The sequence below is a fragment of the Bacteroides caecimuris genome, assembly GCF_001688725.2.
Lineage (GTDB): Bacteria > Bacteroidota > Bacteroidia > Bacteroidales > Bacteroidaceae > Bacteroides > Bacteroides caecimuris.
Genome location: NZ_CP015401.2, coordinates 1667780 through 1686298 on the forward strand (window position 1 = coordinate 1667780; position 18519 = coordinate 1686298).

The 18519-nt window shown below is 44.7% G+C and carries 8 protein-coding genes and 2 pseudogenes; 4 read left to right on the plus strand and 6 right to left on the minus strand.

The features are described 5' to 3' along the window. Positions 1-65 precede the first annotated feature (65 nt). From A4V03_RS07000 to A4V03_RS07025, 6 genes and pseudogenes are all read right to left on the minus strand, one after another. On the minus strand, positions 66-1733 hold the full coding sequence (locus A4V03_RS07000) for a DUF5018 domain-containing protein (RefSeq protein ID WP_065538401.1): 1668 nt from the start codon (positions 1731-1733) through the stop codon (positions 66-68). A gap of 16 nt (positions 1734-1749) precedes the next feature. Then, positions 1750-3381 carry a RagB/SusD family nutrient uptake outer membrane protein gene (locus A4V03_RS07005; RefSeq protein WP_065538402.1) on the minus strand — a complete coding sequence of 544 codons (1632 nt, stop codon included), beginning with the start codon at positions 3379-3381 and terminating at the stop codon, positions 1750-1752. A gap of 13 nt (positions 3382-3394) precedes the next feature. Next, entirely contained in the window at positions 3395-6541 is a 3147-nt protein-coding gene (locus A4V03_RS07010; RefSeq protein WP_065538403.1) for a SusC/RagA family TonB-linked outer membrane protein, read from the minus strand. Positions 6542-6563: 22 nt separating this feature from the next. Then, entirely contained in the window at positions 6564-7637 is a 1074-nt protein-coding gene (locus A4V03_RS07015; RefSeq protein WP_065538404.1) for a DUF4434 domain-containing protein, read from the minus strand. A gap of 22 nt (positions 7638-7659) precedes the next feature. Further along, a complete protein-coding gene (locus A4V03_RS07020) occupies positions 7660-8823 on the minus strand; it encodes a n-acyl-d-glucosamine 2-epimerase (protein ID WP_065540328.1) in 1164 nt (387 codons plus the stop codon). 132 nt (positions 8824-8955) lie between these two features. After that, positions 8956-9462: pseudogene (locus A4V03_RS07025) on the minus strand (MFS transporter); the annotation flags it as partial. Positions 9463-9601: 139 nt separating this feature from the next. On the opposite strand from A4V03_RS07025, the pseudogene A4V03_RS07030 reads away from it, so the two are divergent. From A4V03_RS07030 to A4V03_RS07045, 4 genes and pseudogenes are all read left to right on the plus strand, one after another. Continuing rightward, positions 9602-11123 (plus strand): annotated as a pseudogene (locus tag A4V03_RS07030) (BNR-repeat neuraminidase N-terminal domain-containing protein). 302 nt (positions 11124-11425) lie between these two features. Beyond that, positions 11426-14074 (plus strand): beta-mannosidase, encoded by a 2649-nt coding sequence (locus A4V03_RS07035; protein ID WP_065538405.1) that lies wholly within the window; start codon positions 11426-11428, stop codon positions 14072-14074. Positions 14075-14114: 40 nt separating this feature from the next. Beyond that, a complete protein-coding gene (locus A4V03_RS07040) occupies positions 14115-16439 on the plus strand; it encodes a glycoside hydrolase family 20 protein (RefSeq protein WP_065538406.1) in 2325 nt (774 codons plus the stop codon). After that, positions 16439-18514 (plus strand): glycoside hydrolase family 20 protein, encoded by a 2076-nt coding sequence (locus A4V03_RS07045; RefSeq protein WP_065538407.1) that lies wholly within the window; start codon positions 16439-16441, stop codon positions 18512-18514. Before A4V03_RS07040 ends, A4V03_RS07045 begins: the two co-directional genes overlap by 1 nt. The last annotated feature ends 5 nt before the right edge of the window (positions 18515-18519 follow it).

Below are 18519 nucleotides of genomic sequence, written 5' to 3' on the forward strand. Positions count from 1 at the left end.
CTTAATAGTTGAAGTAAGAAGCCTGTACCTGAAAGAGGTACAGGCTTCTTGCATAAAGATGGTATTTACATGTCGATACAGTCGCACTGTACACAACCTACATATCCATTGCAGAACATGAAGTAGATGTACATATAATAACCGTCATCTGAAACTTTCAATACTACATCACCACAATAATTACCGTTTGTGTTTCCAAGAATCTTAGACCCATAGTTTCCATTGATTCCCAGACCGGTACTTCCGAAGTCAATAGCCTGAGTTCCTAATGAACCTGATGAAAGATCGAACACGTATATGTTGTCAGCAGTTCCCCAACTCCATGGATTTACCAGATTTGAAGCTACATATTCCACCTTATTAAATACAGCATGATCAACTGCATTTGGTACGTAGTTTCCATCAAGTGCCACTCCCTTGTTCTTGATTGAATTGGTTTTTCCATCCATCCAGCATAGGTTGCGTGGTTCGGCATAGAATGTAGTAAAATAATCACTGGTCGGATCTGTCGGATCAGAGTAAATGACATCGGCATTTGTTCCCCAGCCACCTATTCCTTGTGCTGTAATAATATCCGGCGTCTGTGATTTAAGTACACCATTTTCTACCTGCCAACGGGCAAACTGTCCTGAAGTAGCATAGATAGGAGCGGTTATAATAGCATTATTGTTCAGACTGCCAGATACTGACAGTTTTCTACCCATAGCCAGTGAAGTAGTAAATTCTATGTATTTTTCCGGTGCTTGGTCTACTCCCGAGGCTTTCCATACGGTAAAGGCTGGTCCAGCATTTGGAGTCAGATTCGTGAACAGGATATTACCGTCCTTGTCTGATGTTGTATAGAAGTTTGTCAGACTACCTGCAAAACTAATATTCATTGTCCCTGCTTTTTCTCCATTCTTGGCGTTCAGGTATATAGGATTTTTGGCGCGTTCATTAATAACTACATAATCATTTGTTACAGCAATACCAGTTGTCATATCAGAACTTGAAATACCTATGTCTGTAAGTTTCTTAGCCCAAAGCAGTTTAGCACTGTTGGCACGGATCCCTGCTGCAATCTTTTCCGGGATTTCTTTCTTGACTGTATACGTAGACTTAGTTGTGCCGTTTTGTGCGGTCACGGTAATTTTCTGGTCTTGGTCGTAATTCAATGCGACTGTTCTTGGATCAGGCGAGATCGTTGCTCCGTGAGAGATCGATACATCTGCTAATACTTCACCTATACTTTCCAGGCTAATCAGAGAAATCGTTTTGGCATTTTCGTTGATTATACCTGATAATCCCAAACTTGTAAGATTGAACTTCGTGATTGTACACTCATTACTTTTACGGATTTCTGCCACAACTTTATATTCGGTACTTGTGCCGGTCTGGTCTTTCACTGTTATAAAGTTATCCTTCGTCATATCCATAAATAATAATGTAGGATATACATATACATTATTGTCCAGATCAGCAATCACACGCATTTTTTTCAGATCAGACAGTTGCAGGACATTGTCCGAAAGTTGGGGATAGTTATATGGAAATACAACGGTAATCACATGATTGGTATAATCTATCTCACTGGTGAAACTATTGTCATCACTGTCATCATCGGGGAAGGATGCAGTTAAATTATTGATGATGTTCCTTTCAACAGTCGGATTGAATTCTTCAGGGCTATGGCATGCGCTTATACCCATCAGAAACGCAATGACTGAAATAATTGATAATATTTTATTTTTCATTGTATTAAGCTTTTAGTTATTTCCATTCATCATATTGCTCAATTAACGCATTATTCTTTATTTCAGAAGTCGGCACCGGTAAAACGTATAACTTCTGTGGGAACTTACGATCTTGTCCGTCGCAATCAATGTATTCGTACGTACCGTTCGTAATCTTAAGACCATGGCAGCGATAGTTGTTATATTCAATGTGTGCCAGTCTCCAACGGCGCATATCCCAGAACAGATGTCCTTCGTATGCAAGCTCAATCTTACGTTCGTTGCGATAATCATTGAACCATGCTTCACCACTGGAAGATTTGCCCGGCAGATTTACTCCCTGACGTCCGCGGACGCGATTCATTAAGGACTGTGCTTCAGTGGTTTTGTTAAGTCTGTATGCTGCCTCAGCCTTATTCAACAGAACTTCGGCAAATCGGATTTCTACCCATGCCTGAGAACTTTTGGTTCCTTTGACGTCAATCAGTTTCTCATCCAACAGTTTACGCAGGAAGTAACCGGTTGTTGTTTTACCATAGGAGTATGACTGTTCACGATAAGCCATGAAAGCACCGTTTGTTCCACCTACGCTACAATCCATCACTCTGCCTTTCCACGTACAGCCACGATAAATAATAGTAGCCGCAAAACGAGGTTCCAACTGATCATAAGGAGGTTCTTTGGTGGTAGTGCCGTGCCATTCGGACCAGTCTACTTTATTTCCGTTTTTATCTTCATAAGATTCTACCATTTCCTGTGTCGGAGTACCTAGTGCACCAAAGTCGTAGCCGTCACATTGAGGGACGTAATACTGGTCGAAGGTATGATTCGGACCACTGTCTTTATTGTAGTCAAATTCCAGAATTGCTTCTTTATTGTTGCCTTTCCAAGCATCTGCATAGTTGTCCATCAAATCATACAACTGTAACTTTTCTACTTCATCAGCTGCATCATAAGCATCCTGCCAACGCTCAGCATATAGCATAGCACGTGATTTCAATGCGTAAGCCGCACCTTTTGTCACCCGTCCTTTGTTTGCTGCATCCCATTCTTTAGGAAGATTGGTTGCCGCAAAATCCAGGTCATCTGCAATGAATTGCCATGTTTCCGCTGCCGTGCTGCGTGCTTTGTCGTTAGAGGTAGGGAGATCGTCATACAAAATGACTCCGCCATGCCGTTTGGCTAACTGAAAATAAACATAAGCACGGAAGAAGCGTACCTGAGCTTCCCATTTCAGATTCTTGTCATCTGAGAATGTAGAGTATTTCTTCTGCATAACCAGAAACTGATTCATCTGGCGGATATTGCCATAAGCCAAATCCTTATCCCAAATGTTGTAACGGCATCCGTCCGGACTGATAACATCCGGATTAGTTACGTAGTTGTTCGGATGTCCGGCTCTGTCTCCTAAAGCTACTGAACCGTATTTGAATGTCTCGGTCAAACTTTCCGTTAAACTTCCCGAGAACTGGGCTTCACCAAATTGTCCGTATTTGTTTAGATATGTGTAGAATGCATTGACGTATTTATCCACGTATGCTTCATCTTGCCAAACAATTTCATCACTAACGGTCGAAGTTTGCTTCACACCGTCCAGCCAGTCATTGCACGAACTTATACTAAAGCCTAGTGCCAGTGCTAATGATACATTTAATAATATTTTTTTCATGTGCTTCCGTTTTTTAGAATGTTAGTTTTACACCTAGCGTATATGTTCTCTGTTGCGGATAATAACCATTGTTCACTGCCGGTGATTCCGGGTCGATGTTGTATTTGGTAAGTCCGCTGAAGGTCAACAGGTTATATCCTTCCACATAAAGTCTTAGTCCTTCTATGCCTGCCGGATTCAACCACTTTTTCGGGAAGTTGTAACCTATCTGTGCAGTCTTCAAGCGCATATAGTTACCATTCCTGTACCAGAAAGTTGAAGAGTATCCATTGTTGTTGCTCGGACCTGTGATTTCCAGACGTGGAAATTCCGCGTTAGTATGTTCAGGTGTCCATGAGTTCTCTACCAGGAAAGTCGGTGAGTTTCCACCATGATAGAAAGGCTTCGTAAATGAAGTATTATCTTGTGTACCTTCAGAACCGACAGATGTATACTGGCCTGTCAGTGCAACTACATTGCCCAATCCCCAAGAGAATAATAAGTCAAAGTCAAATCCTTTCCAATTACCGAATAAATTCAAAGAACCGGTATGTTTCGGAGTAGCACTTTTGCCTACATAACCTTGGTCTTGTGCCGCTGTAATAATACCATCACCATTTCTGTCTACATACTTAATGTATCCCGGCAATGCCTTATAACCTTTAACTGTTGCTGAATTTGCAATCTCTTCTTCGCTCTGGAACAGACCATTTGCGATAAAACCATATTTAGAACCGATTTGCTTTCCTGTCAAACGCTGATATTCAGGAGCATTGTCGGAGTCGCCTACATACTTCAGCCAACGGCCGTATGCATACGACCAGATCAACTTGGCACCATAATTAAACTTGTTGATATGGTTATAATGAGTCAAAGTAACGTCGAAACCTTTATAATCAGTCTTGTTCACATTGCCGGAACTGAAATAATATCCACCTCTTGAAGGCGCGTATGCTCCGGTCACAGTGGCAAGTTTATCATATTCATATTTATAGAATACGTCAAATTCGACTCCTAACAAACCATTCCACATCGTTGCATCGACACCGACATTATAGTTCAGGCACTGTGCCCACGACAAGTTGGGATTACCTAATACGGAAGCATACATCATGGTCTGACTGCTGCCGCCAATGACAACTGCATTTTTGATAATTCCCATTGTATTTCTCCATTGGAAGGCACTTACGCCGCTGGTAGCTGTTTTACCAATACCGGCTCTCAGTTTCAGATTATTGACCCAGGGAGCATTGAACCAACTTTCATTGTTGAGTCTCCAACCTGCAGAAACACCGGGCAATGTTACCCAACGTTTATTCATACCTCCAAACAGATAACTACCATCGTGACGAAGAGAAGCCTCCAAATAATACTTATCATCATAATTATAGTTCACACGACCTACGAAACCTGCCACTCTGGTATGTCCGCTATATCCTCCGATAGAGGGGAATTTTTCGGCTCCGTTTCCTGTCTTATTCGTGATCTGATTGAGTTCATCCAATTGGATAAAGTCCAGCCCATAACCGGTAGCACTTAACGCATTACTCTTGTTTTCACGGGTTTCTGCCAGGAACATAGCTCCTACAGCATGTTTCCCGAACTTATTGTCATACGTCACACTTGACTGTGTGGTGAATGTATATCCGCGCGAAGCAGATTCACTCAGGCTGATTGAATTGCCCGATGCATCAGTGCCTTTATAATAAGTTAATGAAGTGCTTTCAATAGTTGGAAGATTCATGATCATTACTTCATAAGGATTGCTGAAAATCTTGCTGAAGTTATATGTCAGGTCATAAGCCCCTTGAAATTTGAAACTTAATCCTTTCAGCCAAGGTGCGTCATATTTCAGACTGAAATTGGACTGGATATAGGAATAGTTGGATTTGCTGTATCCGGATTCATTGATAGATGCCACCGGAGCTATCGGAGAGGAAGCCGTCGGAGTGGATACATTGTATGTTTTTCCTTCATACTCGTACGTATCAGGTACGTAAGGCAGGGCACGAATGATTTGTTGCGGAACATTATGCCAAGCATTCGGATCGGCAGAATAGCGCGGCGAATCTCTTTTCTCAATACGGCCGGATACTCCTAAAGTGAAGGTGAGGCTTTTGGTTAACTTTGCATCGATATTGGAACGAAGATTCAAGCGGTTGTAGCCATAGTTGTCTATGTTACCATTCTCATTCAGATAGCCGATGGATGCAAAGAAACGCACTCTGTCGCTACCTCCGGTTGCTGAAATGTTATGGTGTGTACGAGTACCGGTGCCATATAGCTTATCATACCAGTTTGTGTTTCCCCAACCGTCAACTCCGTCTTTCATCTTCTGCACCATCTCTGCTGTAAATACCTGAGAGTCTCCTTGCAGTTCGCGTGCTTTATTATACCAATAAGCATAACTGGGTCCATCCAGCCATTCCTGTTGTTCCGCATTCTGGCTGAAACCGACAGAACCTGTATAAGTGATAGACATCTTTTCTGCCTTACCCTGTTTCGTAGTAACGATGAAAACACCATTGGCGTCCAAACCGTAAACGGCTACCGCCGAAGCGTCTTTCAGGATAGATACCGATTCTATTTCGTTAGGGTCCAGTCCGTTAAAGTCGGCTGATGTACGGCGGATTCCATCAATTACGTATACAATGCCCGTTTGTCCGCGCATGGTCAATGTTGCGTTGTCAGATCCCGGCTGACCACTGGATTGTACAGCTGCCACACCGGCAATACGTGAGCCAACTACGTTACTGATACTCATTGTCGGAGCTTTCAGCAATTCTTTGTCCGATACGGTAGAAACTGCTGCGGTGATGCTTCCACGTTTTTGAGTACCGTATCCCACAACAACTACTTCATCCAGCGAAGCAACATCATCTTTCATAGTTACTGAAATGAAACGCTGGTTGTTTACTTTGATGTCCTGTGTATTCATGCCAACATAAGAGAATATCAATACATCATTATTTCGGGCATTGATACTGAACTTTCCATCCAAGTCTGTGATAGTACCGCTGGTTGTACCTTTTACAGTTACAGATACTCCAGGTAATGGTTCGCCACTACCATCATTGACTGATCCTTTTATTACGTTTTGTGCCATACAATTGAGTGTGCACATGAACGCAATAAATAATGAGGTGATAAACCTCGGATTCCATTTGATTCTTTTTTTCATTGCATTACAATATTAGATAGGTTTATAGAATAAAGTGTTCACAATATCGTTCGTATAAGTGACCGGCTTGCAGATAAGCCGAATTAGGGCTCATGAAATGAGAAAACTCAAACGTGATTGCATTTTCCATTCCCGCTCTTCGCGCAGCGTCCAGTTTCAACAATAGCTTTTCCCATTTAATGGGCAGGAAACGAATGGGCATGTCCCGGTCAAAAGATTCGATATTGGTCCAGCATTTCATATTATATTTATCAGCCAGTTTTTTGTTAATAACCAGATAATCATATAATTCATGATAGTCTACCTGACCATCCTGAAATGCCATGATATCGACTGCTCCCTTTACATTATCCAATATTTCGTCCCATTCTTCTTCGTGTTCTTTCACTGACAAAGCTTTGTCGCCCGCCATAACCTGGTCTGTCTTCACTCCATGTATGTATGGAGAAACTAAAGTTGTCAGATTGCCGGAGACACTCTTGGCGTGCTTTCCGACTTCCGCATAAATCTTAGACATGTTTTTCGTCCGGCGGCTGATTTCCTGAGATAAATACCATCCCTGGAAAGATTTATGATGACCATATTTCTTCCATACTTCATCAATCAGAGCCATGTTCAAGTCTATTTCTTTCTGAAATAATCCTTCCTGCCAGTACTTCCCGGAATCGTACATACCAAAATAGAAAGCCATGTCGTATTTATCGGCCAGTGTCAGAAACATTTCGACCAGGTCTACAGGAGGATAATACACATCTTCTTTTCCCAGCAGGCATTGAAAAGGAGAAGCAATCCATTTACCAAGACCGGCACGAATCAACACTACGGTATTGATTCCCATCTTTTTCATGGCTTTAAAATCCTTATCCCATTCTTTTGTACCCCAATTCTGATGCGGAATATCCCAACTGATTTCGTCTAGAAAAGTTGCTTTTATGGGCATCCCTTTCAAGGCATTGGGAGTGACAAATGTCTCAAATATTTCTTCTTTGCCGGATGCTGTCCTTTTGGTGGGAGTGCATGCCGTCAGAAGTTTGCTGCCTGCTAGCAATGAACATGTGGCAAATGCGGTTTTTAGAAAATTACGTCGTCCTTCCATATCGTTTTATTTAAATAAGGAGTTACAAATTTTCCAAAACTTTCCAGCACTGATACAATCCTCTTGGCACATGGAAACATCCTTTCCATTTTCCTCCTTTAAGTGGCAGCAAGACTTCTCCTCTTCGATTCAGATATCCATACCATTCAGAGTATTCTTTATCCTTGAAATGTCCCCACGTGTAGTCATGTACTTTCTCAAACCACTCCAGGCATTGTTTGTCTCCCGTTAACTGATAACCTTTCAATAGAGAAATAAGCGTCTCAATATGCACCCACCAGAGTTTCTGATCCCACTCCAATTGTTGGGGCGGACAACCATTGCGGTCCATAAAGTAATAAATGCCGCCGTACTCTTTATCCCAACCATAATTGAGCATGGTAAGGGTGGTGTCTTTAGCTTTCTCTATCAATTCCGGACGGTTCAGGCGTTTGCCTAGGTCCATGATAAACCACATGGCTTCAATGGCATGCCCCGGAGTTACCTGACGACCTTCAAAACAATCCACCAGATTACCGTCGATATCTACGTTCTCAACTATGATCCCACCAAGTTCGGGACGGTAAAAAACGTCCATTACTTCATGGATACAAGTATTCATCGCTTTTTCCAGATAGTCTTTCCCTAAAATATGCTCTATTTCCATAGCCAGGTTGCAGAGGATCATCGGAAGGGCAAAATTCTTCAGATTGCGTGTATCGGGATGAAGCTTGTTCCACTTTCCTTTCGGATTATCCACTTTAGACAGGATGATATCGAAGGTTTTCCTGGCAATGTCTGCATATTCCTGATTGCCGGTGGCAAGACTTAACTGACCGAAAGCCATGGTAGCAAATGTATATGAAAAGATATTGTACGGTTCTACCAATGGTCTACCCGAACGGTCAAGGGAAAAATACCAGTTATAATTGCCGTCATGTCCATATTTTTTTAGGAATTCGCCACCCTGAACGGCACAATCCAGCCATTCCTTACGTTTCTCCACTTTGTTGTAAAGCATGGAGAACATCCATACTTCTCTACCTTGCAACCAAACGAATTTATCCGTATCGAAAACTTTTCCTTCACGGTCCAGGCAGGTGAAGTAACCACCAAGCTCATGGTCCTGCGAATGTTCAAGCCAGAAAGGAAGGACATTGTCCAAAAGTTCATCCTTGTATTGATTTGCTAATTTCTTAAAATCCATCATATTATCTATTATAAGACAGCATGGATAGGTATATAGATGATAACGTTTATTGAATGGCCATACAAAAAAACATCTCTAACTATTTCTACTGTCCTGTTGTTAGTTTATTGTTATTAAGGTCTGTTTGTTTTACTGTTCCGAACGGGTCCAGTATCTTTCAATCTCCTCCAGCGACTTCCCGGTGGTTTCCGGCACGAGTTTCCAGACAATCAGCATATACGGCACGCACATAACGGCGAACAGGAAGAATGTTCCGGCGGGGGTAAGGTTCTGGAGCATCCAGGGGGTTAACTGTCCGATCAGGTACGTTCCGATCCACAGGGAGAATCCTGCTATCGACATGGCCAGTCCGCGAACCTTGGTGGGATACATCTCCGAGAGGAGTACGAACACCACGGCACAGATAGAAACAGCACAGCAGAATACATAGAACAGGAAGAAAACGAGCAGGAAGAGGCTGGATACTCCCAGGGAATCTCCGAAGAGGAAGTACAGGCCGATGAGAATCAGAGAAACAACCATGCCCGAAACTCCGTAATATACCAGCTTCTTGCGGCCTACTTTATCGATGATGACAAGAGCCAGAACGGTGGTCAAAGTATTGACTAGTCCTACCAGAACTTGGTAAAATAGCGTGAATTCTTAGAATTTACATTAAAATAGAGAAGCACTGCCGGAAAATCCGGCATTGGCAAATGAAAGTTTGCTGACTACATAATAATATATAGTAGAAAAGTTTTATCTTTACCGCGTTAAACTAACTAATACCCCCATTATGAGAAGAATTTATTATTTACTTTTCCTTATCTTCTTAGGATATTCTTTTGACGTAAAAGCTTCAGACACAGTGTTTATCCATGAAACACAAATCCCGGTTTTGATAGAGCGGCAAGACAATGTTCTGTTCTATCTTCGGTTGGATGCAAAGGAAAGCAAGAAGCTCGATGAAATCATTTTAGATTTTAGTAAAAGTACGAATCTGTCTGATATTCGGGCAATCAAACTCTATTATGGAGGCACAGAGGCGTTGCAGGACAAAGACAAAAACCGCTTTGCTCCAGTAGAGTACATATCCGGCTACCGTCCGGGCGGGACACTGGCTGCTAATCCTTCCTATTCGATCAAATGTGCGGAGGTGGGAGCTTCAGAAAAAGTAGTATTAAAAGGTAATTACAATTTATTTCCGGGCGTAAACTTTTTTTGGATCAGTTTGCAGATGAAGAAAGATGCCTCCTTGCATACTAAGGTACTCTCTGATTTGCGTGCCGTTAAGGTAGATGGAAAAGAGCTATGTTGTAAATCTGTTTCTCCAAAGAATATCGTTCACCGGATGGCAGTCGGAGTTCGTCATGCCGGAGATGACGGTTCTGCTTCCTTCCGTATTCCCGGGTTGGCGACTACCAATAAAGGAACCTTGTTGGGCGTGTATGACGTTCGATACAACAATAGTGCCGATTTGCAGGAATATGTCGACGTGGGTTTGAGCCGTAGCACCGATGGAGGAAAGAGTTGGGAGAAGATGCGTCTTCCGCTTTCGTTTGGCGAGTATGCTGGTTTGCCCAAAGCACAGAATGGGGTAGGGGATCCCTCTATTTTAGTAGATGCAAAAACGAATACCGTCTGGGTGGTTGCCGCATGGACGCATGGCATGGGTAATCAGCGCGCCTGGTGGAGTTCCCATCCGGGAATGGACCTGAATCATACGGCACAGCTGGTATTGGCAAAAAGCACAGACGATGGTAAATCCAACGCAATTTATAGACTCTACCCGTGTTCCGAATGCAGGAATCATGTATAGCAAAGACCGGGGGAAAACATGGAAAATGCACAATATGGCACGAACCAACACAACGGAAGCGCAAGTGGCGGAAATAGAACCGGGAGTGCTGATGCTGAATATGCGTGACAATAGAGGAGGAAGCCGTGCTGTTTCCATAACGAAAGATTTGGGAGAAACATGGACAGAACACCCCTCTTCACGCAAAGCACTTCAAGAGTCGATATGCATGGCTAGTCTGATTCATGTAGATGCCAAAGACAACATATTAAATAAAGATATCCTGCTGTTCTCGAACCCGAATACAACCAAAGGACGTAATCATATAACAATAAAAGCAAGTCTGGACAAAGGACTTACTTGGTTGCCGGAACATCAATTAATGCTCGACGAGGGAGAAGGATGGGGATATAGTTGCCTGACAATGATTGACAAGGAGACAATTGGTATTCTGTATGAAAGCAGTGTCGCACACATGACCTTCCAATCGATAAAATTGACAGATATAATAAAGGAATAAAGAGACTGTCCGGAAAGCTCGAAGATTTAAATCTATGCTTACGGTTTATAGGTAGCAAGATTTAGCTATAATGAAAAGGATTTTAGCTATAACGAAAAAAGATTTAGCTATAATGAAAAAAAAATTAGCTATAATGAAAAAAATCTAGCTTACATTTGAGAGACCGAGTACTACTTTATTTAACCCATTTGATTGGAACTTTCCGGACAGCCCATGCAAAAACAACATATTTTGTTAAATTATCAGTGAAATTTGCTGAAAAAGTAATATCTTTGAAACCGTTAATATCTAATACCCCCACTATGATGATTAATTTAATCGGAAAAAAGACTCAAATAGCATGTGGACTACTATGCTGTTGCAGCATGGCCTATGCGCAGAGCAATGACAATTCCGAAGGTGCGGTTTTAAATGCAGGTTGGGAATTTTCCCAGGCAGGCACGGGGCTATGGCGACCGGCACAGGTTCCCGGCACCGTTCATCAGGACCTGATCTATCATAAACAAATTCCCGATCCTTTTTACGGTATCAACGAACAAAAGACTCAGTGGGTGGAAAACGAAGACTGGGAGTACCGTACAACTTTTATAGTCACCCCCGAGCAACTGAAAAGGGACGACGCCCAACTCACCTTTGAAGGTCTTGACACATACGCTGATGTATACCTCAACGGAGCACTGTTGCTGAAAGCCGATAACATGTTCGTCGGCTATACGATCCCCGTCAAGTCGCAACTCCGTCTCGGAGAAAACCTTCTTCACATCTATTTTCATTCACCCATCCGGCAGACAATGCCTCAATATAACTCTAACGGATTCAACTATCCGGCAGACAACGACCATCACGAAAAACATCTAAGCGTATTCTCCCGTAAAGCCCCCTACAGTTACGGCTGGGATTGGGGAATCCGCATGGTGACCAGTGGCATCTGGCGTCCGGTAACCATCCGTTATTACGATGCAGCCTCCATCAGCGACTACCACGTAAAGCAACTCTCGCTGACCGACCAACGGGCAAAACTATCCAACGAATTGGAAATAAACAATATACTCCCTCAAGCACTTCAAGCAGAGGTGAGAATCAATACCTCCTTCGAGGGAAACACAGAAAAAAGCGTTAGCCGGACAATCACCCTACAGCCCGGAATCAACCATATATCTATTCCTTCCGAAGTACTGTCGCCCGTACGTTGGATGCCGCATGGTTGGGGAAAGCCCGCCCTGTATGACTTCTCCGCTCAGATAATCGTAGAAGATAAAGTCGTAGCCCAACAATCCCACCGGATAGGACTGCGCACCGTTCGCCTCGTCAACGAAAAAGATCAGGACGGAGAATCCTTCTATTTCGAAGTAAACGGCGTTCCGATGTTTGCCAAAGGAGCCAACTACATCCCCCAGGATGCCCTATTGACCAACGTCACCACCGAACGCTACCAAACCTTATTCCGGGACATCAAAGAAGCCAACATGAATGTCATTCGTGTGTGGGGAGGCGGAACCTACGAAGACGACCGTTTCTACGACCTGGCAGATGAAAACGGAATACTGATATGGCAGGACTTTATGTTTGCCTGCACTCCCTATCCGTCCGACCCCACCTTTCTGAAAAGAGTAGAAGCGGAAGCCTGCTACAACATCCGCCGCCTTCGCAATCATGCCTCCCTGGCGATGTGGTGTGGTAATAATGAAATACTGGAAGCCTTGAAATATTGGGGATTCGACAAGAAATTCACACCGGAAATCTATCAGGAAATGTTCCGGGGCTACGACAAACTGTTCCGCCAACTCCTTCCCGCCAAGGTGAAAGAGCTGGATGCCGACCGTTTTTATATACACACCTCCCCATATTTAGCCAACTGGGGACGCCCCGAATCATGGGGGATAGGAGACAGCCACAACTGGGGAGTATGGTATGGCAAGAAAACTTTCGAATCACTGGATACAGACCTCCCTCGTTTCATGAGCGAATTTGGTTTCCAGTCCTTCCCGGAAATGAAGACCATTGCCACCTTTGCCGCTCCGGAAGATTATCAGATAGAATCGGAGGTGATGAATGCTCATCAGAAAAGCAGCATCGGCAATGCCCTGATTCGCACCTACATGGAACGTGACTACATCGTCCCCGAAAAATTTGAAGACTTTGTCTACGTCGGACTAGTATTGCAGGGGCAGGGCATACGTCACGGTCTGGAAGCGCACCGCCGCAACCGTCCCTATTGCATGGGTACATTATACTGGCAATTGAACGACAGTTGGCCGGTAGTATCATGGTCAAGTATTGATTACTACGGTAACTGGAAAGCCTTGCATTATCACGCAAAGCGTGCATTTGCCCCCGTTCATATCAACCCTATCCGGCAGAATGACAGCCTGTGCGTCTATCTTCTCTCAGACCGTCTTGATACGATGGAGAAGATGACATTGGAAATGAAGATAACAGACTTTGAAGGGAAAAAGGCGGGAAAAACGATACAACTGAAATCTTTGTCGATTCCGGCAAATACTTCCCAATGTGTGTACAAGGCGAAGCCCGACGATTTGCTCTCTTTACTAGAGCGTAAATCCTCGGAAACGTCTCAATCTTCTGCGGAAAAATGGCTTTCGGAAGCACTCCGTCGTTGCTTCATGCAACTGACCTTGAAAGACAAGTCCGGTCATACGGTAGCCCAAACAGTCTACTTCTTCGAGAAGACCAAAGACCTGCTCCTGCCCGAAACGACCATCAACTGCAAGATGAAGCTGACAGAAGGCAAATGTGAACTGACCCTGCTTTCTCCCTGTCTTGCCAAAGACGTCTTTATCGAAGTCCCCATTCAGGGAGCCCGTTTCAGCGACAATTTCTTCGACCTCCTTCCCGGAGAGCGTAAGACAGTTGTCATCACCTCTCCCCAAATAAAGAAAGGAGAGGAGTTGCCTTTGACCATGAAGCATATTCGTGAGACCTATAATTAATTTAATTTATTAACAACTTAACACTTAATTTTTTTAGTTTATGAAACAACTCTTAAAGTTAACTGGATGTCTGGCACTGGCAGGACTTTTTGCCTCTTGCCAATCGGCGCAACAGGAAGCCAACTACCAGATCATCCCTATGCCACAAGAAATGGTAACAGCTCAAGGAACTCCTTTCATCCTGAAGAGCGGTGTGAAAATCCTCTATCCGGAAGGAAACGAGAAGATGCAACGCAACGCGCAATTCCTGGCAGACTATCTGAAAACCGCTACCGGAAAAGACTTTGCTATCGAAGCCGGAACGGAAGGTAAGAATGCAATCGTACTGACATTGGACGCAGCAAACGAAAATCCGGAATCCTATCAGTTGAAAGTTGCCGGTGACGGAATCACGATTGCCGGTCCTACAGAGGCTGGCGTATTCTATGGCATCCAATCCCTGCGCAAATCATTGCCTGTGGCTGTCGGTGCAGACATTTCCATGCCTGCCGTAGAAATCAATGATGCTCCCCGTTTTGGTTATCGCGGCGCACACTTTGATACCAGCCGTCATTTCTTCACAGTAGATGAAGTGAAAACTTATATTGATATGATGGCTTTACACAATATGAATCGTTTCCACTGGCATATTACCGAAGACCAAGGCTGGCGTCTGGAAATCAAGAAATATCCGAAACTGACAGAAATAGGCTCCAAGAGGACCGAAACAGTCATCGGACGTAACTCCGGCGAATACGATGGCAAACCTTACGGTGGCTTCTATACCCAGGAGCAGGCGAAAGAAATCGTAGCTTATGCTGCCGAACGTTATATCACCGTTATTCCCGAAATCGACCTTCCGGGACACATGCAAGCCGCTCTGGCCGCTTACCCCGAATTGGGATGTACCGGTGGCCCGTACGAAGTATGGAGACAATGGGGAGTATCTGAAGATGTGCTTTGTGCCGGAAACGATCAAGTCTTGAAATTCCTCGAAGATGTGTTTACCGAATTGATTGAAATCTTCCCTTCAGAATATATCCATGTCGGTGGTGACGAATGCCCGAAAGTAAGATGGGAAAAATGCCCGAAATGCCAGGCACGTATCAAGGCGCTGGGCTTGAAATCGGACGACAAGCATAGCAAAGAAGAACGTTTGCAGAGCTTCGTTATCAACCATATCGAGAAATTCTTGAACGACCACGGACGTCAGATCATCGGTTGGGACGAAATCCTTGAAGGCGGACTTGCTCCGAACGCAACTGTGATGTCATGGCGTGGTGAAAAAGGCGGTATCGAAGCTGCAAAACAGAAACACGATGTCATCATGACACCGAACACATACCTGTATTTCGACTATTACCAGACTAAAGACGTAGATAACGAACCGCTCGCTATCGGTGGTTATCTGCCGTTGGAAAGAGTGTACAGCTACGAACCGATGCCGGTTTCTCTCACCCCGGAAGAACAGACATATATCAAGGGTGTGCAAGCCAACCTTTGGACAGAATACATCCCTACCTTCCCTCATGTGCAGTACATGGTATTGCCTCGTTGGGCTGCATTGTGTGAAGTTCAGTGGTCCAGCCCCGAAAAGAAAAACTATGCCGACTTCCTGTCTCGTCTTCCTCAGCTGATTAGATGGTATGATGCCGAAGGATACAACTACGCTAAGCACGCATTTGATGTACAAGCCGAGTTTGACCCGAATCCGGCAGAAGGAACGATGGACGTTACTTTGTCTACTATCGACAATGCCCCTGTCCACTACACTTTGGACGGTACAGAACCCACTGCTGCTTCTCCCGTTTGCGAAGGAGTGTTGAAAATTAAAGAAAATGCCACTCTGTCTGCCAAAGCCATTCGTCCTACCGGCGAGAGTAAGGTACTGACAGAAAAGATCGACTTCTGCAAATCCACTATGAAGCCCATTGTAGCCAATCAACCTATCAATGAACAATACCTCTTCAAAGGAGCTTCCACGTTGAATGATGGTTTGAGAGGAAATAGCAGCTACCGGTCGGGGCGTTGGATTGCCTTCAACGGAAACGACATGGACCTGACGATCGACCTTCAGCAACCCACTGAAATTTCAAGTGTGGCTATCTCTGTCAATGTAGCGAAGGGCGACTGGGTGTTTGACGCCAGAAACCTGTCCGTAGAAGTTTCAGACGATGGAAAGACCTTCAAAAAGATTGCTTCCGAAGAATATCCGGCAATGAAAGAGACGGACAAAGACGGAATTGTTGACCATCAACTTACATTTGCCCCTGTGACTACCCAATACGTGAGAGTCGTTGCTTCACCGGAGAAAACGCTTCCGGAATGGCATGGTGGAAAAGGCAAAAACGCATTTCTGTTTGTAGACGAAATCAAGATTGATTAATGAATATAAGAAATAGATACGCTAAAGTTTGTCTTTTCTTATGGATATTGGGAATGTGCTTAACCGCACATTCCCTCAAAGCACAGTCCGTCATACCTGTCCCATTAAAAATGGAGAAGGGGACGGGCTTTTTTTTATTGTCAGAGAAGACAAGGCTTTATACAAACCTACAAGGTGGGGAAGCGAAGCTCTGGGAAAATTACCTGAAGACACTCCCCGTTCAATTAAAGAAGGGGAAAAAGAAAGACACACAACAGGTGCTTTCCTTATTGATAACCTCCAAGAACCCCCAATTACCATCACCGGAAAGCTATACCCTTTCCGTCACTCCGCAACAAATCCTGATACGCGCCACTTCGGGAGCCGGATTATTCTATGGTATGCAAACCCTGTTGCAGTTGGCACAACCTTCGGGAGCAGGCAGCTATTCCATAGCCTCTGTCGAGATAGAAGACACTCCCCGTTTTGCTTACCGCGGACTGATGCTGGACGTGTCCCGCCACTTTTCTACCAAAGAGTTTATAAAGAAACAGATAGACGCATTGGCGTATTACAAAATCAACCGTCTGCACCTGCATCTGACCGATGCGGCAGGCTGGCGGTTGGAAATCAAGAAATACCCTTTGCTGACCGAATTTGCCGCCTGGCGTACAGATCCCACCTGGAAGCAATGGTGGAACGGCGGACGCAAATACCTCCGTTTCGATGCTTCCGGAGCTCATGGCGGTTATTACACCCAAGATGATATTCGTGAAATCTTGCAATATGCCCGTCAGCATTATATCACGGTGATTCCCGAGATTGAGATGCCCTCCCATTCGGAAGAAGTGCTGGCAGCCTACCCGCAGCTATCCTGTTCGGGCGAACCTTACAAGAACTCCGATTTCTGTATCGGCAATGAAGAAACCTTCACGTTTTTGGAAAATGTGCTGACGGAAGTCATGGCTCTTTTCCCTTCCGAATACATTCATATCGGTGGCGATGAGGCCGGAAAGTCGGCTTGGAAAACCTGCCCGAAATGTCAGAAGAGAATGAAAGACGAGCATCTTGCCAATGTAGACGAGTTGCAAAGCTACCTGATACACCGCATTGAGAAGTTCCTGAACGCTCATGGACGTCACCTACTGGGATGGGACGAGATTCTGCAAGGAGGCATTGCCCCCAACGCAACCGTCATGTCATGGCGTGGAGAGGAGGGGGGCATCGCTGCCGTAACCTCCGGCCATCGTGCCATCATGACGCCGGGTGCCTACTGCTATCTGGACAGTTATCAGGATGCCCCATATTCGCAGCCGGAAGCCATCGGGGGATACCTGCCGTTGAAGAAAGTATATGCCTACAATCCCGTTCCCGCTTCCTTAACTGCGGAACAGGCGAAGTTGGTCTACGGTGTGCAGGGCAACCTATGGGTGGAATACATTCCCACTCCCGAACACGTGGAGTACATGATTTATCCCCGGATCCTGGCATTGGCGGAAACAGCCTGGTCGGCTCCGGAACGTAAGTCATGGCAGGATTTCCATACCCGCGCATTGTCGGCAGTGGCCGATTTGCAGGCAAAAGGATACCATCCTTTCGATTTGAAAAAAGAAATCGGCAGTCGTCCCGAGTCGCTTCAGCCGGTCAGCCATTTGGCATTGGGTAAAAAGGTGATTTATAATTCGCCTTATAGTTCCCACTATCCGGCGCAGGGCAACACTGCTCTGACGGATGGCATACGTGGCGATTGGACGTATGGTGACGGTTCGTGGCAAGGATTCATCTCGGACAACTGCCTCGATGTGACGATTGATATGGAGAAAGAAACCTCCATCCGTTCCGTCACTGCCGCTTTTATGCAGGTGGTAGGCGCGGAAGTATTCTTGCCGGAGACTGTGGTGATTTCCATTTCCGATGATGGAGTCCATTTCACCGAGTTGCGGAAACAACACTTTAAAGTGAGCAAAGAAACACCCATCCGCTTTGCGGATATTTCATGGCAGGGCGAAGCCAAAGGAAGATACGTACGCTATCAGGCACAGGCGGGAAGTGAATTCGGGGGGTGGATATTTACGGATGAGATTATTGTGAAATAAAGAGA

Coding starts and splice junctions, on each gene's coding strand:
- A4V03_RS07045 (WP_065538407.1), top strand. CDS start 16,439: ATGAATATAAGAAATAGATACGCTAAAGTTTGTCTTTTCTTATGGATA.
- A4V03_RS07005 (WP_065538402.1), bottom strand. CDS start 3,381: ATGAAAAAAATATTATTAAATGTATCATTAGCACTGGCACTAGGCTTT.
- A4V03_RS07015 (WP_065538404.1), bottom strand. CDS start 7,637: ATGGAAGGACGACGTAATTTTCTAAAAACCGCATTTGCCACATGTTCA.
- A4V03_RS07000 (WP_065538401.1), bottom strand. CDS start 1,733: ATGAAAAATAAAATATTATCAATTATTTCAGTCATTGCGTTTCTGATG.
- A4V03_RS07035 (WP_065538405.1), top strand. CDS start 11,426: ATGATGATTAATTTAATCGGAAAAAAGACTCAAATAGCATGTGGACTA.
- A4V03_RS07020 (WP_065540328.1), bottom strand. CDS start 8,823: ATGGATTTTAAGAAATTAGCAAATCAATACAAGGATGAACTTTTGGAC.
- A4V03_RS07040 (WP_065538406.1), top strand. CDS start 14,115: ATGAAACAACTCTTAAAGTTAACTGGATGTCTGGCACTGGCAGGACTT.
- A4V03_RS07010 (WP_065538403.1), bottom strand. CDS start 6,541: ATGAAAAAAAGAATCAAATGGAATCCGAGGTTTATCACCTCATTATTT.